We start from the raw sequence: 19,378 nt of genomic DNA, 5'->3' as shown, positions 1-19,378 counted from the left end.
GTAAATAACCTAACGAACTTCTGCGCCGATTGAATCTTTAAAATGACCGAGTGCCCACTCATGTCCTGCTTGGTTAAAGCTTGCAACTGCTGAACTGTGGATCACAATTTTAAATCCACGGTTATATGCATCAACAGCCGTGTGGAGGACACAAATATCTGTACAAACACCCACTATATGAACTTCAGTGATTCCACGTTCCCGCAACTTAATCTCGAGGTCTGTTCCAGCAAACGCAGAATATCTCGTTTTATCCATCCAATACACATTCGGATTTGTTTGTTGTTCATTGAAAACTCTTTGAAGATCCCCATATAGAAATCTTCCTGATGTATCTTCTATATTGTGAGGTGGGAATAACTTTGTTTCAGGATGTAGGTCATCGCCTTCTTTATGAAGATCAATTGCAAATACAACATAATCACCGTTTGAAATAAATTCCTCAGTGATACGAACAATTTCTTTTTCAATATCTTGCCCTGGTTTCCCACAAGTCAATGCTCCGTCACTTGCAACAAAATCATTTGTATAATCTACATTTAACAATGCTTTTTTCAAAGTATTTCCTCCTCTTTCATATAATCATTCCGCCTGAGTTCATATCAAAAAGATAAACTTTGTTTAGTTTGGTTTACATTTGTGTAAAGTTTTTCGCCTATAGTTCATTTTATATGAATTTTGTGGAATATTGAATAGAATTGCACTTTTTTGTTATATGTTTTGGATTATTTAAAGAATCAAAAGGGCCTAACATAAAGAACCCCACCGAATTTCGTGGGGTTCAGGTGTTTTTATTCTTCGTCTAATTCTTCATCAAAGATTTCATCAAAGGCAGCGGACACTTTATCAAATTCTTCATCACTTTCAATCGCTGAGAAATCTCCCTCTTCATCAATCTTTAAAAAGAAAACATCGATATCATCCTCGGTATCTTCTTCTAAGTCGTCGAGAAAACCTACTGCAGCGTACTCAGTACCTTCAATCGTTACAACGCCGAGCACTTCAACTTCTTGATCTTCACCTGACTCATCACTAATCGAAAAAACTTCTCCAACTGTTACTTTTTCCATAATCTTTTCCTCCCCAAATTGGTTATGTACTATTTTATCTTTTCATTGTACCGATTAAAACATACCTTGTACACATGATAATTCGCTGTTAGTAAATAATAATCCTGTGAAGAGATATTTACTCTCACTACTAATCAATGTGGAGGGATATACATTGAATATTCTATTTCGCTTATTCCCAGAGTTGTTCTATACTTTCGTGAAAATGATGGTTTTCATGAAAAAATTAGCTTTTAGACTTCAGTATTTGGTACGAATTCCAACTCTTGCGTAGAAGGGATATTCATGTATTGTCAAATTCTCATTGATATTTGAAAAAGGTAAGCACATGTAGCTTGCCTTTTTCTTTTGGTTTTTAGCTAAAAATCGTATATGTTTAACCAAAATTTATGCTATGATGAGGAAAAAAGTGGGAGTTATGAAATGAATCCTTTCTTGTTTGGTGTACTTGTTGTGACCACTACTGCGTTAATGGGCTCTTCTTTTGCGGTAGGAAAAATTGGGTTAGATTATGTATCGCCACTTCTTCTCGTTGGTTTACGCTTTACTATTGCAGGTATTCTCATGGCGTTATTTGTATGGAGAAAACCACTTCCAAATCAACTTCAAGATTGGTTACGAATATTCACCGTCGGACTTTTTCAAACAACTGGTGTGATGGGGTGTATCTTCCTAAGTTTACGGACGATAACTGCTGGTGAATCCTCTATCCTCACATTTAGCAATCCTTTACTTGTTGTCATTTTAAGTACGTTGTTTCTAGGAATTCGCTATCATTTTTTTCATTGGATGGGGGTAATCATTGGATTTACTGGAGTTTTCATTACGCTTGGCTTTCATCTTCAATTAGAAATTGGAGTCATATTAGGTCTTGGCTCCGCAATTTTCTGGTCGATTGGAACATTGTTAATTAAAAAATGGGGCGTTCGTTTTAATATTTGGGTGCTAACAGCCTATCAAATGTTATTCGGTGGTATTCTACTACTCTTGATGAGTTTTACGTTTGAAAATCCTACAATCACGGTTACCTCTACCTCTGTATCTATCATTTTATGGCTTGCAATCATGGCTTCGATTGTTCAATTTGCCATTTGGTTTTACTTAATTAATACGGGTGACCCTGGTAAAACATCTGCATTCTTGTTCCTTGCACCATTCTTTGGGGTTCTTTCAGGCTGGGTGATTTTAAAAGAGGTTGTTGAATGGTTTGTATATGGGGGAGCCTTGCTTATTTTCCTAGGTATCTTTTTGGTTAATTGGACATTTGCAAAAGACAAAAAAATAGAACAAAATCTTGGTGCATAATTGGAGGACCCCATTCTCCAATTGGGAGACTAGGGTCCTTCCTTTTAGTTAATAAACTTTTCTTTTTCCTGCCAGTATTCCTTCCGAAGATGAACCTTTTGAATTTTACCAGACGCGGTTTTAGGTAATTCATTTTTAAAGACCACCTTTGTTGGTGCCTTAAAATGTGCGAGACGACTACGTGAGAATGCAATTAACTCTTCTTCGGTCACATCATGCCCTTCTCGTTTGACCACAATTGCCTGTGGTGTCTCTCCCCACTTCTCATGAGGTATGGAAATAACCGCAACCTCTAAAACAGCAGGATGATCGTATAATGCACTTTCAACCTCGATGGAAGAAATGTTTTCCCCACCACTGATAATAATGTCTTTTTTACGATCGGCAATTTCGATATTGCCATTTGCATCTACAATCGCCATATCACCTGTGTGATAATAGCCATTTCGAATCACTTCGTCCGTACCTTCTTTATTGTTTAAATATCCTTCCATCACAGTGTTACTACGTACAATCACTTCCCCAATTTCTTTCCCATCCTGGGCTACATCTTCCCCGAATTGATTGACAACACGTACCTCTGCTCCTATAAATTCATAGCCCGCTTTTGCTTTTAAGCGATACTTTTCTTCTTTTGAAGCATGATCCTGTGTATCTCGGATTATGGATGTTGTGATAAGTGGTGCTGCCTCTGTCATACCATATACTTGGATAAATTCCCATTCGAGTTCCTCTTCAACACGTTTTACAAATGCTGGTGGAGGCGCTGAACCAGCGATGACAATTCGAATATCTTGTTCTTGCTTTGTAAATCCATTTGATGCCGTATATTGTAATAATGAATTGAGAACTGTTGGTGCCATATGCATAACAGTAACTTTATTTGTGTCTATTTTTCTAAAAATCTCTTCAGGCTTTACCTTTCGTAAGCAAACTTGTGTAGCTCCGTTTGCTGTATAGTAAAAAGGTGAGCCCCAGCCATTGACATGAAACATCGGTAAAATATGAAGTAGTGTATCACGATCTGATACGCGAAGGTGGTGCATGGTTGTTAAGGCATGAAGGTAATTACTGCGATGTGAGAGCATAACCCCCTTTGGTTTTCCAGTTGTTCCACTTGTATATAAAAGTGTCGCAATGTCTTTCTCATCCATTTCAGGGCGTTCGATTGGTTCTTTTTCAAAGCATTCGAGCCATTCCTCATAAGAAATCGTCCATTCTTTGTTATCCTTTTCGCCATGGACAATAATCTTTTCTACCGTTTTCAATCTTTCACGAATCGGCTCAATTTGTCCTAATAGCTCATGGTCGACAAACAAGATTTTCGTTTCACTATGATTTAATATGTACTCATAATCAGATGGAATCAATCTTGTGTTTAATGGAACAATGATCGCGCCAATTTGAAAAACTCCATAAAATCCCTCAAACATTTCTGATGAATTTGGAGCTAAATAAGCAACACGATTCCCTTTTTCAACACCAAGATGTCTTAGTCCTCGGGAAAGTTGATTTACTCTATCGTTTACTTCTGCATACGTAAAGCTTTTGTCATCATCAATTAGTGCAGTTTTTTCACCATACAGTTTGACAGCACGATCTAAAAATTGAGTTAAAAGCAAAGGTACATACAAGTTCATTTCCCCCTTTAGTAAGTATAAAACGAAACATGTAAACACTTACATTATAAGGAATATTCATGCTATTTTCAAATTATTTCAAAATAAAAAACCATTTCTTTAAATTGAAGTGTCCTTTAAAGAAATGGTTTTCTAAAGTAAAATACATAAAGTCAAAATCCGATTCTTGTCCAATCAAATAGGGAACCAGGGTCTGTTTTTCTTCCAGGTGCATATTCATCGTGCCCAATCACGTGGCTTCTGTCTCGTAAAATCAATGGATTTCTCTTCAAGATATTATCTACTAACTGCTGCAATGATTGATATTGGGCATCTGTATAGCCAGCAAGCGCGGGATCAATTTGATTATACGTCTCTTCATCTAATATCCCTGTCATCTCTTCTTTAGTTCCGATTGCAATTAGCTCAATCCCGATTGAATATTGATTCATGTTATTATCGTATTCAGGGAAATCCGGCAAACTCCCTTTTCCTGCATGATATGCGACTCTATCTTCAGGTACCAGACTATAGATTTCTCCCTCGCGATCGATTAGATAATGAACCGAAAGACCATATTCTTCAAATATGGAATAGACATCCTCAACATTGTAGGGATCTTCAGGTTTGAGCCCGGCATTGCTAATAAAATGGACCATAAGATGTGTAATTTCGTTTATACGTTTTTCTGAATGATCAAGAGGCAACGGTTTATTGGTAGTTGCAATGATTTCTTCTGTGGCCACTTCTACCTCCGTATTCTCAACTTTTACTTCCTTGGTTTGCGCTGAACAGCCGAACAACAGAGCTGTAAGTGTGCAGCATATACTAATTTTCTTCCATTCCATGTTTTCCAAATCTCCTGTTTTCAACTTTATCCTAGCTTTTGTGGGTATTATCGCCTATATGTATTACAATTTATTGTTTTACGAGATTAAGTATACAGTGAAATTACTAGGATGTCAGTCTAAAGTAGGAAGACATTACAAATTAACGGGCATTACAGAACCACTGCCTAAAGCACTTTAAAGTTCAAATTCCCATTCATCACGTAAAATTAGATATAGGACTAATAACTCATTTTCTAATTGCTCAAATGTTTTACCTGTTACGCCTATTCCTGCCTTTGGTAACAAAATATCAGCAATTTGTTTTGTCCGCCTGTCCTTCACATCATCTTTTAGTTGTAAAAATCGATTGCAATAAGTTTGCAGAAGTTTCCACTCCTTGTTTCCGAAGGATTTGATTGCCCACTGATCGATTGTAATTGAATCTTTTCTAAGTCCACGTCTGTGAATTTCCTTATCAAGTTGACTTTGTTTTTTGAGATTTTTCGCTCGCCTTTCATGTATAACAATTGTACCAGCAACTAGGTCTCCCAATCGTTTATGTTTCGGGTGAAAGAAAATCATGATAATTCCTAAAAAATAGGATGCTGGTAAAGAATCAATGATGCGTAGAAAATTTCGGATAATACTTGATAACAATGTTATACTATGCCCGTTTTCCTGAATCACACGAATGCCAACAAGTTTTTTTCCAATTGTCTTGCCCCCTGCAAAAAATTCGAGAAGAAAAAAATAACCCCAGTTCAATAGAAATAACAATATAATGGCAATGGCTACTGGTCCAGAAAAAAACGCTTCACCAAGCAACCAAAAATCGGATACTCCGTGTAAAATAAGCAATAAAGTAAGTAAAATAAGCAAACTTGAAATTGACAATATTAGTGTATCAAGTAAGAAAGCAGCGGCCCGGCTACCTACACCTGCTAGCTGAAATTGAATGGAAACATACTCAGGTGTTTTAATATTAGTCTGTTCTTGACTCAAAAAAGATCCTCCTGTTCTGGTTGTTTTTTACATTCGTAGTTTCTATTTTTCTCTAAAATTACTATAATAAGGTTATTGCTATTTCAAGAGGTGATTAGACATTGAACATGAAACAATTTGTCAAACAGCACCGAGATGAGTGGAAGCAGCTTGAGCAAGTGATATTTACTTTGAATAAGCGTAAAAAATCTCATAGCAGCAACGAAGTTAACGAGTTTCATAGACTGTACCAAAAATGCGCAGGGCATCTTTCCTATAGTCAAACCTATTTTCCAAATGAGGAGATTACTCCTTATTTAAACGGTCTTGTGTCAAAGGCACATAATCTTTTGTATAAAGATCAGGTTTCAAGCTTTCAACAAATTCGCTATTTCTTTAGTACGAAATTTATCGGACTCTTACTTGAGCAATGGAAATTTGTAGTTGTTGCTTTTGTTTTGTTTTCTTTAGGTGCCGTTGGTAGCTTTTTTTCAGTCCTACAGGATCCACTCCATATGTTTTCTATTTTGCCTGCAGAAATAGCTCAAGGTGTTGATCCAGACTATTTGGGTAGTCAAGATGGTGGAGTTGATTCACCCCTCATGTCAGCAAGTATCATGACAAATAATATTCAAGTTGCGATCCTTGCGTTCGCTAGTGGAATAACCTTTGGGTTGTTAACCGTCTATATTTTAATCTACAACGGTATCATCGTCGGTGCCTTGGCTGGTTTGTTTTGGCATTATGGAAAAACGTATGATTTTTGGGCATATATCGTCCCACATGGGATGATCGAGCTTACGGCTATATTTATAGCAGGTGGAGCTGGACTGTTAATGGGATACAAGCTGCTAGTCCCAGGTCCATACACTAGAGGTTATCAGCTAAAAATACAGGCGAAACGCTCTGTTCAACTACTTTTAGGCACTATACCGTTATTTGTCATTGCTGGTATCATCGAAGGCTTCATCACACCTGCGACTATTTCGCTTGAAGCCAAATACGCCGTTGCATTCATTACAGTAATTGGGTTAATCTTCTATATCTTGACTGGGAAACTCTTTTTAATGAGAAAAGAAGCTACAGCAAATTCCGATTCATAATATCAATATAATAGGAAACGGCTGTAACTGCTAACTTATCCTCCTTGGCCTCTACCATCATGAGGCCTTGGTTTTCCCATTTTTGTTTTTCTCTCTTTTTTACAAGCGTTTGCTGCTGTGCCATACTTTTTAGCATCGCTTTTTGAATAGTTGTTGGCTTCTCCTTAATCCTCTGGTTTAGAGTTTCATCCTCTACACCAATCATTAGAAAAAAATGCCGTTTTCGTAATTTTCGTAAATAAATCAACGCACTTTCTTCTCGAACGAACGTTTGTACATCACTAAACATTAAAAGCAGACTCCGCTTCTTTTGGACGGTTTCTAAATAAGATAAAACAGCCCCATAATTGGATTCAACTGCATCTACTTTAAGATTGTATATCGCTTGTAAAATCGTTTGAAGATGTGTGATCCCTTTTCCGGCTGGGACAAAAACTTTTACATCTGTTGAAAAAGCTAGCATGGATACATAATCTCCATTTTGAAGAGCTGCTGTCGCTACAGTAATTGCTGATTCAATCGCTCTTTCAAGACGATTCCCCTTTTCTAACTCAGCACCCATCATTCTGCCACAATCAAGTAATATCGTAATATACTTTCCATGTTCTGGTTCATACTCATTTGTCATGACTTCATGTAACTTAGCAGTTTGTCTCCAATTGATTGTTCGCGGATCATCACCGACCACATAACTCCTGATTTTAGAAAACTCGCCTGTTCCGGTTTGTTGCTTGCGAATTTTTACACCTTCATACAACAAGAATTTCTGTGCATTTTCAAGGTATTGCCTAGTTTCTGAGAGATCAGGAATTACTTTTACTTGGTCTTCTATGGTTAAAGTGAGTTGTTTTTCCCATAAACCAAGTACACTCTTGTATCGAAAATATAGCTTTTTAATATGATAATCACCGCGTTCCATTGCTTCTATTTGGTAAGTGATTCGTGAAGTCGTCTCACCTGAAATCTTTCCTTTGATAGGAAAGGAATTCGTAAATGAATCTGGAATACCATCTACTAATCGATAGGAAAGACCATATGTGGAATTGTTGGAAATTTCAACCTCAATCTGAGTTGGAAGTCCTCTCTCCACTTCAGACGGTAATTTTCGAACGGCAGATAAATACTTTTTTCTTGGTGAAAAAAATAAGTCAACTAAACTACCAAAAAGAACAAATAGATTAAGACCAAAGATCAGTCCCCATGATAACTCAAATGATGATAACACCAAAAACCCGATCGAAAGAAATAGTAAAACTAAAATCAACCTCGTTGTAGGCAGTATCCCCCTATCGAGGAACAGGAACCGATCCCACAAGCTCTTCAATGATTTCGTCAATGGTGATTCCCTCCAATTCTGCATGTGGAGATAACTGAATCCTATGCCTTAACGCAGGCTTTGAAATCAATTTCACATCATCTGGTGTGATATAATCTCGACCAGCCAAATACGCCCACGCCTGTGCCGCCTTCGCCATCGAAATAGCAGCCCTTGTGCTTGCTCCAAATCGAATGGCTTCAGATTCCCTCGTTTTCCGTACAATTTGCATGATATAATCGAGAACACCGTCACCCAAAATAACTTTCTCAATTTCATTGCGTATGGATAAAAAGGTGTTTAGATCAAGAATACTAGATGCTGTTTCTTTATTAAATATTTGTTCAACTACTTGTTTCACAACATTTTTTTCTTCAGCAAATGCTGGGAAATCAATAAAAAGTTTAAATAAAAAACGGTCCTGTTGAGCCTCTGGTAATCGGTAAGTTCCCTCAAATTCAATAGGGTTCTGTGTGGCTACAACAAAGAATACCTCAGGTAACTTGTATGTCTCACCTTGAATTGTAACCTGTTTTTCTTCCATGGCTTCTAACAAGGCTGCTTGGGTTTTAGCCGGTGTACGGTTAATTTCATCAGCTAAAAGGATATTAGTAAAAACGGGTCCTCTTAATGTTTCAAAACGACCTTCCTTCATGTTGTAAATCATACTTCCTGTAATATCACTTGGTAAAAGATCTGGTGTAAACTGGATTCGATTAAAATCTCCACTAAGTAAAGTGGCGAGAGTTCGTACCATTTGTGTTTTTCCGGTTCCAGGAACACCTTCAATCAAGACATGACCGCCAGCTAGAATGGCAGAAAGTAAAAGCCTGAGATTCATATTTTGACCTAATATTCGTTGTTCATATTTCTCTAGTAAGGATGCAAGTTCCGATCTCATCCTTTCTCCACCTCTTTTCGTAATTCATCTAATTTATTTGACCATAACAAATAATCTTGTTTGGATAGTTTTTCAGTCTTTACTATTTTTGTGAGGTCATCAAGATATCGTTTAATTTCCCTTTCATTTTTTCCAGTCCCTCGTTGAATCAATTTTGTAGAAAGGTCCGACCAATCCCGCTGAAATGGAATTCCCCATTTTTCCTGTAAAAGCTGCTTCACGTAATCTGCTTGTATATTTATAGATTCATGGTAGTAGCGCCCTCTCAAATACCATGCGCTCAATGCTCGAATACTTTCGTCACTAAATCGGACCGTTTCTTCGCGGGGAACAATAATTGGTCCAAACCGTTTACCTTTGTACCAAACCCATAGTATAACGATAATTCCACCTTGTAAAAGTAACACTAAAAACCAAGCAGGGTATAAGGTTGTAACTGTAGAGGCATTTTTCGTTCCGTGAACATATTCATCAAAATAATAAACGGAAACATCTTTATCTTCAATCAATGATAATACTAGTGGAATATGATCATAGTTTAATAGATTGCCATTCAACATCCACTCTGGTGAAATGGTTGTGATGAGTTCACCTTTCCCTATTTTTTGACTTGTTGCTAATACGCCAACATCATCTTCTAAAAGTACCGTTTCTCTTTCACTAGGAATGATTCTATTTCCGGCTTGGAAAAATGCATCAAATTCTTTCCCATCTTTGTTTTCGATGGTAATTGCTTCCTCATTAAAAGGGTTGGTTTCTACTGGAAGGGTTTTAATATCAAACATCCCTCGTGGATTGGATTTAAACAAAATAATTTTGTTTCCAGCCTCTATAAAATCAAGATACCCCTGTACTTCTTCCTGTTCTGGAGTGAAATAAGGTTCCACCATTATTAGAACTTGATTTGCATCTTGGTTGGTAAGAAGGTTTGGTGAATGTGACCATCTTTTAACCTTATGCTCATCGTTTAAATATGTATAAATCGCTTTTACACCGGTTGGAGAAGGAGAATCAGATGCATAATGTGGATACACCTTTGGGTTATATGAATCAATAAAATACGTTAGAAAGAGAAGGAGCGCGATGAGCCCAATTAAGGTAATCCATATTTTACGGTTTTGCATGTTGCTTCTCCTTTCCTCCTTCTGGGTGTTCTATCCAAGCAAAGGCTTTTTCTCGAAAATGATTGTATTCTACTCGATCAATCTCATATTCTCCATATGCAACCTCATCGAACACCAATGCTAAATCATAAAATTCATCGGCCCAAGCCTGTTTTACTTTACGGAGTTCGTCATAATACTCCCAATTTGTTTTCCATAATTTCGCCTCTAACCACTCTTTATCATGGAAAAATAGGAGAAGTGCCAAAAATAGATGCCTAGTCGCAGGTGAAAAATCCTGATTTTTTTCATGTTTTAAAGCCTCTTGTAAATGCTTATGATATGTCCAATTTAGTTCTTGAGTTGAATGAAGGGGCTTATGTTTACTTAACTTTGTATTTCTCCTTTTATTTCGTACAAGCAAAAAGACCGCAATACCTAATAGCAAAAGAGCTCCAAGAATGATAAGGATGAGCACCACTTCTGCAGCATCGCTCCCAGATTCAATTGCGGGAAATAAATTTTCGATAAAATCAGCCAGCCATTCTTTTATTTGCTCCCACCATTCTTGAAACACGTTCCTTGATTCATCATGGTAAATTCGATATTCTTTTCCATTTAGAATTTCTTCTATCCGGTCCCTTGCTTCATTCATTTGTCCCATAGTTGATCACCACTTATCTTGGTTCATTAAACCCCTCAATCATTTCATCCAAATCCTCAGCATCATGTCGAACCTTCGCATCAAGGTACATCACACCATACCCAACTGCAAAAAGTAACGTAGTAAAAATAGATGTAAAATTAACAATTAAAGATAGTAGAACACTATTTCCTAAAAAGATGCTAAATGTCGCCTCAACTGCAAAGCTAATCGCGCTAATAATTAAAAAGAAAACAATATATAGACCAAAAAGAATCCAACCTCGTTTCTTAGAAAGATGCCAACTTCTTGACAATCCAGGAGATTCATAGTCTAGTACAACCGAACCAAAATAAAAGCCCCAGCGTGTCAGTAAATAACCGAGTCCAACAAATAACCCCAATCCTAATACTATCGCGAAGAGAACCCCGATTATGTTAATCGCAATGGCACCGTAAATACCAATAGGAACTATAATTAAAATGGAAACAAAGATGAACCCAAAGACAATTAGAACAAACACTATATTACTTCCAAGCATAGCCCAAAATCGTGAAAAAGCTTTTTTAATCACCGAACTGATTGTATATTCCTCATTCTTGCGGATATGATTTAATGCAATTAGAAGTGCAGCTTCGGCAACAGGGAATAAAGCCAAGCCTATAATACCGATAAACATTGTTCCTAAAGCCCCGCCCAATCCTATATTTTCGGCAACAACTGTCTCATCAAAGCTATTCGCGATTTGAGAGATCCAGTCATCACCAGGACCGACTTCTCTAAAAAAGCTTGTTCCCGATGCAAATAATATGAGCGCCTCAAGTATGAATACCGGTCCCATAAAAATGAGTAAAATCGTAAAAAAGTCCCGAAACCGTTTTTTGCTCAAACTAAAAGTGAGGTCAAGGATTTCCCCAAACCCCTTAGGCTGTGAAAATTTTGTATTCAATCTGCCATCCCCCTATTATGTAATCAAATCCTAATATCGCCTATTTTAACATTATTCTGGAAGTTTTTCTGTATTATTTTAGAAATTTTTTCTAGTTAGTGGGTGGTTGAATTTTTAAAAAGCCAAATCCCTTTTAAGGAATCTGGCAAAAACTTTATTACACTATTGAGGTTTAATTGCTCCTTTTATGTCATATAGATTCAAGTCGATTTCGAGCGGTTTTCCCATAGAAAGCTTCGCTAATTCACCACCTAAAAATGGACCTACAGTCAAACCTGACGCACCGAGACCGTTAGCAACAAAAATGTTTTCATAGCTTGGCATAACTCCAATTACAGGTAAAAATTCTGGAGTGAACGGTCGAAATCCAACTCTTGTTTCTATAACTGTTCCTTCCGACAAACCTGGAGCAGTATGTAATGCTTTATCAAAAATTTCATGAAGGCCACCTGCGGTTACTCGATAATCGATTCCTTTATCATTTTCATGTGTTGCACCCACAACCACTCTTCCCTCATCAAATGCTAAAATGTATTGATCATTTGGTGGCATAACGACTGGCCAACTGTCAGTGTTTGTATTTTCAAGACCTAAATGGACAATTTGTGCCTTTTGTGAGGTGACTAGAAATTCGATGTCGAGTGATGTTAGTAATTCTTTCGCCCAAACACCTGCTGTTACGATGATTTTATCCGCTCTTAAAACTTCATCCTCTATTTTAGCACTAATTACGTTGCCATCCTCTTTTACTAACGTAGCACTTCCTTTTCGCTCTAATCCACCAAATTGTTTGGCTGCGCGAATTAAGGCATTTCGGAGTTCACGTCCATTTACTCTTGCAGCACCACTTACGTGTACCGCAGCGTATTGATTGGATAAAGGCGGAAACAGTTCTGTTGTTTCAGCAGAAGTCAAACGTGTAATTTCTCCAATTTCAGGAGCGTCTTCCCGACGAGTGTGGGCTCGCTCTTCCATTTTATCAAGCTTGTTTTCATTAAAATGTAGACTGATTGCTCCAACCTTTTTATAGCCAGTGTTTGTCTCGCCCAATGCCTCAAGTTCACCTATTAATGTTTCGTAGTATCTTGCACCCGCTTTCGCTAAATTGTACCAAGCCTTATTTCTACGTTGGGATAACCACGGACAGACGATACCCGCGGCGGCGTCAGTGGCTTGTCCTTGGTCTTGTCGGTCGACAATAGTTACTTGTGCACCTGCTTTAGCAAGATGATAGGCTGTTGAAGCGCCAAGAATCCCAGCACCAATTACAAGATAGGTTGTCATGTTTTCAAAATCCCTTCTATATACAATATGTTAATTATTTTACTAAAAATGGAGTTTTAAAACAGCTTTTTGTCGAAATTTGTATATTTTTCTGTTTTTTTATCCAATATATAGATAACGCTGTAAAATATAGGAAAAATTGTATACAGCGCATTTTTGAGAAATGAAAGGAGGTAAGGTGAATGGCGAACAAAAATAAAAATAACCAGCTACAAACAGGAGCAAATAGTATGGACACGGAATTTGGTGCAGAGCAAGGCATGAGTAAAAAGGCAAGAAAGAAAGCGGCTCGCGAAAAGCGCAAAAACAAATAATAGTTAAGTTACAAATTTTCGTACCGGTACATATTTGACCTGTTCCTAGGTTTGACTTTTTGGAACGGGTTTTTTCTTTTTTTGAACTTTTGGATAAAACGCCGGTTATTGGACAACCGCCATCACCCGTATATTGTTTTAAGGGGTGATATGATTGAAACAATTAGATCTTCAGATGATTTTATTTATTGGGGTAACTCTGGTTCATGAATACTGGCATCATTGGGGACTCCCTAGAGTATATTATTGGGACGTCCGGCATACTCATTTTAAGAAAATAGAAGAAGATTCTGATGAAAAAATCGCATAAAAAAAGGGATAACGATGTTACCCCTGTTCCTTAACCTTTAATAGTCGTAAGCTGTTTAATGTAACAAGTAGAGTTGCGCCCATATCAGCAAAAATAGCGATCCAAAGTGTAAGCCAACCTGGGACAACCAATAACAAAGCTAATGCTTTTATTGCTAATGAAAAAGTGATGTTTTGTTTTATTATCCATAATGCTTTGCGACTTAATTTAATTGTAAATGGCAATTTTCGAAGGTCATCAGACATCAAAGCAATGTCAGCTGTTTCAAGTGCTGTGTCTGTTCCGGCTCCTCCCATCGCAACACCAACAGTCGCAGCAGCTAGTGCTGGAGCATCATTGACCCCATCTCCAACCATCGCAACATTTTGGTAGTTTGCTTGAAGCTCTGTTATAGAAGCTAGTTTGTCTTCAGGAAGTAAATCCGCTTTAATTTCAGATACACCCACTTCGTTTCCAATCGCATTTGCTGTTAATTGATTATCACCGGTGAGAATAATCGTTTTTTCAATGCCTGCTTCATGTAAGTTGCGAATGACCTCTTTTGATGATTCCCTTAATTCATCAGCTACCGCGATGAGTAAAAGAATTTTTTCCTCAGTTCCTAAGATTATTACCGTTTTTCCTTGATTTTGCATTTCAACAATCTGATCTTGTTTTTCTTTTAAACTACCATTGTGCACCTCTTCAAATAGAGCAGGACTACCAACATAATATACTTCTTCACCAATTATAGCTTTTACACCTCTACCTGTAATAGATCGGAAATCTTCTATCTTTACATCATTATAAGGAAGAGTCTCAGCTTTTTTAAGGATAGCTGCAGCAAGTGGGTGTTGGGAGCCTTTTTCAATGGCAGCAGTAAATGTCAGCCATTTTTGCTCATTCTCATCATAAGAAATGATATCAGTTACAGCTGGAACTCCTTTTGTTAATGTACCCGTTTTGTCAAATGCAATAACTTTAAGTGATCCTGCTTCCTCGAGGTAAATACCACCTTTGATCAATACACCATGTCGTGCAGCATTACCTATTGCAGTTACAACTGCAACTGGGGTAGATACGACTAAGGCGCATGGACATCCTACGACAAGGGCAGCCAATCCTTGATAAATCCATTCGCTCCAACTTGCTCCAAAGAACAGTGGAGGAATAACAGCAATTAAAGTAGCTAAGACGATAATTGCAGGTGTATAGTATTTCGCGAACTTATCCACGAAGGCTTGAGAAGGGGCACGTTCAGCTTGTGCTTCCTCAACCAAATGAATGATTTTTGCTATTGTTGTATCTTCAACTCGTTTCGTTACTCTGACTTCAAGAAGCCCTTCTTCATTCAGAGTTCCAGCAAACACCTCATCATCTATTGTTTTGCTAACTGGAACACTTTCACCAGTTATCGAAGCTTGATTAATGGAAGAGTTACCCTTCATGACGATTCCATCCATGGCAATCTTTTGGCCTGGCTTCACAATCATGATGTCCCCGATTTGAATATCCTCGACATGAATCAACTTTTCTTCAGTTCCACGACGGATCAATGCTTCACTTGGTGCTATATCCATCAATGACTCAATTGATTTTCGGGCTTTGTCCATTGAATAACGTTCCAGTGCTTCGCTTATTGCAAATAATATCACAACAGTTGCCCCTTCACCCCATTCTCCAATAAGGGCCGCACCAATTATGGCTACTGTCATGAGAGTATTCATGTCAAAATTGAAACGAACTATATTTTTAAATCCCTTTTGAAACAGTGTATAGCCACCGATGATAATAGCTGCAGCATAGCCGATTGTTGAAGTCATATGTCCTTCTCCATAAGTTTCCGCTAAAAGCCAACTCACAAAGAGAAAAACGGCAGATATATAGACTTTAATATTTTGTTTTTGTTTCCAAAATGGGATTTGCGGTGCTGCTTTTTCATGCTCGTCTCGGAGCTTTAAATTTTCAAAAGCACCTGCTTTTTCAAGTTCTTCAATTGTTGTATGACCAGTTACCGTGATTTTTGACGCACCAAAGTTTACATTAGCATCTGTAACACCATCCAGGTGTTTCACGTTCGTTTCGAACGTCTTTGCACAGCCAGCTCAGGAAAAGCCTTGAACACGGTAAGTCTTTGTAGCCTGTTCAGACATCATTTTTCACCTCTTCTTTATGAGCGAGGGCAATTTTTAATAATTGTCTAATATGATCATCATCTAAAGAATAAAAGACCAACTTTCCTTCTTTCCTGTATTTTACAACACCTTGTTTATGAAGTGTCCGAAGATGGTGTGAAGCATTTGCAACTGTAACATCAATTACATTTGCTATGTCGCATACACATAATTCGTCATCTCTAGTTAAAGCAAATGCGATTTTGGCCCTATTTTCATCCGCTATAGATTTGAACAATTGGGCTACATTTAAGATATCAACTTTTTTTAACTCATTCTGTATTCGATTTACCTTCTCTTCGTCATAACAATAAATTTCACAGGTATCCTTTTTAGACATTTATATCCCCTCATTAAAGTATTCATTTGAATATAGTATATAACTGACTTGTCAGTTATTCAAGGGGATATTTGAATAATGGGTGTCGTAAAAATATAATTAGTTATCATCCCATGTTTTTGTTAATGTCTCTCGAAAGAGCTGATTAAGTTGGGGTGTAGGATCTGATATATTGCGTTTAGGTTTAGAAAAATTTTGATTTAAGTTTGTAAATTGCTCATCAATAAACGTATCAACTAATAAGTTATGTTCTTTTAGATTTTGGCCTTTTGATTTTAATTTCATCATGTTTTCAATGTTTGTTTTTAATGCGTCATTGGGCAAGATTTCTTTTATTAAGCTATTCATATCAAGTTTGCCCATGCGATTGTACTTTTGAATGTATTTAGCCATTAAAAGTGGTCGGATTACATTCATATAGGTTTTTATATTCGGTTCTTTCTCCTGGATGGTTTTAAAATTTCCCTTTGCCATTTTGACGTAGTGATAGATACAAGTATTTGGTGAAAAAATTTGCGGCTCAAGTTGTTGCATCTTTTCAACGAAGGAATGAGTTTGGGAATAAATGATATTTGAATGTAACCATTCTAAAAGTCCCGGATTTGATTTGCGAAATAGACGCAATGCCTTTGTAAGCTCCCAACCACTCATGTCCACTAAAGGGTTTATCGAAATGTTTACTTTATCGTGTTTCGGAATTTCAAGCACGTCTCGCTTTTGATCAATCGAAAGATACCAATCGGTTTTATGAATATAAATAAAACGCACATCATAGTCACTATCTTCGGATGAAATACCCCAGGTTCGACTCCCTACTTCACATGCATAGAGAATTTTGATGGCATATTCCGTTTCAATTTGATTAAAAACTCCTATGATATGTTCTTTCATAGTGATACCCCTTTTCTTCACATGAGAAAAGGAGATGTTATGATCATCTCCTTTTACAAATAGTATTCTCTAATTACGTATACATAAATCGTAGCATTGCATGGGCGGCAAGTCTACTTGTGATATCGCGAATATCTTTAGACGGGTCTATTTCAACAATATCCATAGCTTTCACTTTGGGATGGTCTGCAGCTGCTGTAATACTTGAAAGAAGCTCTCTTGATGTCAAACCACCAGGTCCAATCGCAGAACAACCCGGTGCAAATGCTTGATCAACCACGTCCATATCTACTGATAAATAGATAACATCAACCTTTTGCGATAGTCGTTCTACCTCTTTTTCAATGATAGGAACAATTCCAATGCGGTCCACATCATCCATTGTGTACACTGTGACTCCTTTGTTTTTTACATATAGATGATATTCACGTGCATTTGCAAAGTCTCGAATTCCAATTTGGGTAAGATCTTCTCCGTTTAGAAAGCCACCCTCGAGCAAACTTCGGAAAGGTGTACCATTTGTTCGTCCACCATCCTTTAAATTTCGTACATCATGGTGGGCATCCCATTGGATGACGCCGACTCTTCCGTAATATTCCTTAAAGGCACGAATCGATGGATAGCTCACACCGTGATCGCCACCTAGCATGATATACTTATTACATGAATTGGTTTGCAGCATTTCTTTGACACTTACATACAAACGTTCCGTGGTTTCTTCAAGATTTGTGGGATGGGTCAGAACATCACCAAAGTCTAAAATTGATGTGTCTTTGTAATCTTTGTTTTTTTCCCCTGAATATGTTGAATACGCGTTCAATGCGTTTCGTATCGTTTTAGGTGCGTCTGCTGCGAACGATGGTGAGATTGATGACTTTGATGCCGGAAGACCGATCATACCGATGTAAGCGTTGGTTCCATTTTGATATGCATTTATGCATTCTGTTACTTTCGTTACATATTGATCTTTAAAAATGGCAGTTTGACCAGGTGTGAGAAAATGAAAATCAGACATGATCGTTTCTCCCCCACACTTTTTTACCATTCACATAAACACTATTTGTATGGTTAACACCAAAATGGTATGGAAGGTACATATAATTCGGAATATCCCATAGGACAAAATTTGCGTTTTGACCGATTGTAAGTGTTCCAGCTTCTTCACTTTTACCGATTGCAAATGCGGCATTGACAGTAACTGCATTCCAAATTTCTTCTGGTGTCATTCGTAATTTTAGGGCAGCAAGTGACATGATAAGTTGTAAGTTTTCAGTTACGCAGCTCCCAGGATTAAAATCAGTTGCAAGAGCAACAGCTACACCTTCATCAATCATTTTTCGAGCACGAGCATAGCTGTCCTTACCAAGATAAAAAGTTGTTCCAGGTAACAAAACAGCAACAGTATTACTGTTGGAAAGCATAGTTATTGCTTCATCGGATGCAGCCACTAGGTGGTCGGCACTTGTTGCACCCAGTTTAACAGCTAACTCTGTTCCCCCTAATGAATCAATCTCATCAGCGTGAATTTTTAAGCCAAAACCCTTTTCCTTTGCTTTTTGTAAAAAATACTCTGATTGCTGTGTCGTGAATACACCGGTTTCGCAAAAAATATCAGCGAACTCTCCAAGGTTTTCTTCACTAACAGTATCAAGGAGCTGAACCATTTCTTCCAAGAATTTAGATTCTTTCCCTTTGTAGTTTGGAGGAATGGCGTGTGGTCCTAAAAAGGTTGAAATGATTGATATTGGGTAATTTTCGTTTAGTTTTTTAACTACTTTTAGTTGTTTTAGTTCAGTTTCTCGATCTAAACCATAACCGCTTTTAGCCTCCAACGTTGTCACTCCGTATGAAATGATGCGTTTTAGATGGAAGGATGCCTTTTCATATAGTTCTTCCTCTGTTGCCCTTCTTGTTGCCTCAACGGTTGATAAAATGCCTCCACCTTTTGCAAGGATTTCAAGATAGGGAACACCCGCTTGCTTTAATGCAAGCTCTTTTTCACGGGACCCACCGAACACCAAATGGGTATGAGGGTCGACAAGTCCAGGAGATACCACTTTTTGCTGTGCATCAAGAATTTCTTTCGTTTGTAAGTGATTGGCTTCAACATTTGTTCCGATCCACGTTATTTTCCCATCCTTGATTGCCAAGGCAGCGTTTTCTTTAACAGTAAGCTGCTTCATTTCTTCCCCTTTTAGGGGTTTAGTTGTTTCTTTTGGTAAAATCAATTGTCCAATATTGTGAATGAGTAAATCGTACTGCATGTT

20 protein-coding genes are annotated in these 19,378 nt (G+C 37.6%); 4 read left to right on the top strand and 16 right to left on the bottom strand.

The features are described 5' to 3' along the window. Positions 1-9 precede the first annotated feature (9 nt). Positions 10-558, bottom strand: a complete 549-nt coding sequence (locus ABC371_RS17450; RefSeq protein ID WP_412897952.1) for a cysteine hydrolase family protein — start codon at positions 556-558, stop codon at positions 10-12. A gap of 233 nt (positions 559-791) precedes the next feature. Continuing rightward, on the bottom strand, positions 792-1,070 hold the full coding sequence (locus ABC371_RS17445) for a DUF1292 domain-containing protein (RefSeq protein WP_412897951.1): 279 nt from the start codon (positions 1,068-1,070) through the stop codon (positions 792-794). Positions 1,071-1,493: 423 nt separating this feature from the next. Here ABC371_RS17445 and ABC371_RS17440 point away from each other — a divergent pair, with 423 nt between their 5' ends. Next, entirely contained in the window at positions 1,494-2,375 is an 882-nt protein-coding gene (locus ABC371_RS17440; RefSeq protein ID WP_412897950.1) for a DMT family transporter, read from the top strand. Positions 2,376-2,419: 44 nt separating this feature from the next. Here the strand turns inward: ABC371_RS17440 and ABC371_RS17435 are convergent, their stop codons facing one another. From ABC371_RS17435 to ABC371_RS17425, 3 genes are all read right to left on the bottom strand, one after another. Then, complete coding sequence (locus tag ABC371_RS17435) at positions 2,420-4,015, bottom strand: long-chain-fatty-acid--CoA ligase (RefSeq protein ID WP_412897949.1); 1,596 nt, start codon at positions 4,013-4,015, stop codon at positions 2,420-2,422. A 152-nt stretch (positions 4,016-4,167) separates the two neighbouring features. Next, positions 4,168-4,842 carry an N-acetylmuramoyl-L-alanine amidase gene (locus tag ABC371_RS17430; RefSeq protein WP_412897948.1) on the bottom strand — a complete coding sequence of 225 codons (675 nt, stop codon included), beginning with the start codon at positions 4,840-4,842 and terminating at the stop codon, positions 4,168-4,170. A gap of 177 nt (positions 4,843-5,019) precedes the next feature. Next, on the bottom strand, positions 5,020-5,826 hold the full coding sequence (locus tag ABC371_RS17425; RefSeq protein ID WP_412897947.1) for an RDD family protein: 807 nt from the start codon (positions 5,824-5,826) through the stop codon (positions 5,020-5,022). 101 nt (positions 5,827-5,927) lie between these two features. Between ABC371_RS17425 and ABC371_RS17420 the strand changes: the two genes are divergently transcribed. Beyond that, positions 5,928-6,908, top strand: a complete 981-nt coding sequence (locus ABC371_RS17420) for a stage II sporulation protein M (protein ID WP_412897946.1) — start codon at positions 5,928-5,930, stop codon at positions 6,906-6,908. Here the strand turns inward: ABC371_RS17420 and ABC371_RS17415 are convergent. The 6 genes from ABC371_RS17415 to ABC371_RS17390 form a co-directional block, all read right to left on the bottom strand. Next, positions 6,886-8,244 carry a DUF58 domain-containing protein gene (locus tag ABC371_RS17415; RefSeq protein ID WP_412897945.1) on the bottom strand — a complete coding sequence of 453 codons (1,359 nt, stop codon included), beginning with the start codon at positions 8,242-8,244 and terminating at the stop codon, positions 6,886-6,888. The two genes, ABC371_RS17420 and ABC371_RS17415, sit on opposite strands and share 23 nt — an antisense overlap. Next, complete coding sequence (locus ABC371_RS17410) at positions 8,195-9,124, bottom strand: AAA family ATPase (RefSeq protein ID WP_412897944.1); 930 nt, start codon at positions 9,122-9,124, stop codon at positions 8,195-8,197. Before ABC371_RS17410 ends, ABC371_RS17415 begins: the two co-directional genes overlap by 50 nt. Beyond that, the gene (locus ABC371_RS17405; protein WP_412897943.1) at positions 9,121-10,248 is read right to left on the bottom strand and encodes a DUF4350 domain-containing protein; all 1,128 of its coding nucleotides are present in this window, start codon (positions 10,246-10,248) and stop codon (positions 9,121-9,123) included. The genes ABC371_RS17410 and ABC371_RS17405 overlap by 4 nt, the downstream gene beginning before the upstream one ends. Then, on the bottom strand, positions 10,235-10,891 hold the full coding sequence (locus ABC371_RS17400) for a DUF4129 domain-containing protein (protein ID WP_412897942.1): 657 nt from the start codon (positions 10,889-10,891) through the stop codon (positions 10,235-10,237). Before ABC371_RS17400 ends, ABC371_RS17405 begins: the two co-directional genes overlap by 14 nt. Before the next feature lie 13 nt (positions 10,892-10,904). Then, complete coding sequence (locus ABC371_RS17395; RefSeq protein ID WP_412897941.1) at positions 10,905-11,819, bottom strand: hypothetical protein; 915 nt, start codon at positions 11,817-11,819, stop codon at positions 10,905-10,907. Between the two features lie 162 nt (positions 11,820-11,981). Then, positions 11,982-13,103 (bottom strand): NAD(P)/FAD-dependent oxidoreductase, encoded by a 1,122-nt coding sequence (locus ABC371_RS17390; protein WP_412897940.1) that lies wholly within the window; start codon positions 13,101-13,103, stop codon positions 11,982-11,984. A 182-nt stretch (positions 13,104-13,285) separates the two neighbouring features. Between ABC371_RS17390 and ABC371_RS17385 the strand changes: the two genes are divergently transcribed. After that, positions 13,286-13,417: a hypothetical protein gene (locus tag ABC371_RS17385; protein WP_412897939.1), complete on the top strand. Its 132-nt coding sequence runs from the start codon at positions 13,286-13,288 to the stop codon at positions 13,415-13,417. Positions 13,418-13,571: 154 nt separating this feature from the next. Continuing rightward, entirely contained in the window at positions 13,572-13,727 is a 156-nt protein-coding gene (locus ABC371_RS17380) for a hypothetical protein (protein WP_412897938.1), read from the top strand. Between the two features lie 17 nt (positions 13,728-13,744). Here the strand turns inward: ABC371_RS17380 and ABC371_RS17375 are convergent, their stop codons facing one another. From ABC371_RS17375 to hutI, 5 genes are all read right to left on the bottom strand, one after another. Continuing rightward, positions 13,745-15,859, bottom strand: coding sequence for a heavy metal translocating P-type ATPase (locus ABC371_RS17375; protein ID WP_412899383.1), 2,115 nt, complete (start codon positions 15,857-15,859; stop codon positions 13,745-13,747). After that, entirely contained in the window at positions 15,852-16,220 is a 369-nt protein-coding gene (locus tag ABC371_RS17370) for an ArsR/SmtB family transcription factor (RefSeq protein WP_412897937.1), read from the bottom strand. The genes ABC371_RS17375 and ABC371_RS17370 overlap by 8 nt, the downstream gene beginning before the upstream one ends. A 99-nt stretch (positions 16,221-16,319) precedes the next feature. Next, the gene (locus ABC371_RS17365; RefSeq protein ID WP_412897936.1) at positions 16,320-17,111 is read right to left on the bottom strand and encodes a nucleotidyltransferase domain-containing protein; all 792 of its coding nucleotides are present in this window, start codon (positions 17,109-17,111) and stop codon (positions 16,320-16,322) included. A gap of 73 nt (positions 17,112-17,184) precedes the next feature. Continuing rightward, positions 17,185-18,126: a formimidoylglutamase gene (gene hutG / locus ABC371_RS17360; protein WP_412897935.1), complete on the bottom strand. Its 942-nt coding sequence runs from the start codon at positions 18,124-18,126 to the stop codon at positions 17,185-17,187. Next, entirely contained in the window at positions 18,119-19,375 is a 1,257-nt protein-coding gene (hutI, locus tag ABC371_RS17355) for an imidazolonepropionase (RefSeq protein ID WP_412897934.1), read from the bottom strand. Before hutI ends, hutG begins: the two co-directional genes overlap by 8 nt. Between the last annotated feature and the right edge of the window lie 3 nt (positions 19,376-19,378).

Origin of the sequence: Bacillus jepli, from assembly GCF_047238305.1 — a bacterium.
Lineage (GTDB): Bacteria > Bacillota > Bacilli > Bacillales > Bacillaceae_L > Ferdinandcohnia.
Note: the sequence above shows the minus strand (reverse complement) of the source record. Positions and strands in the feature narration are given on the sequence as shown.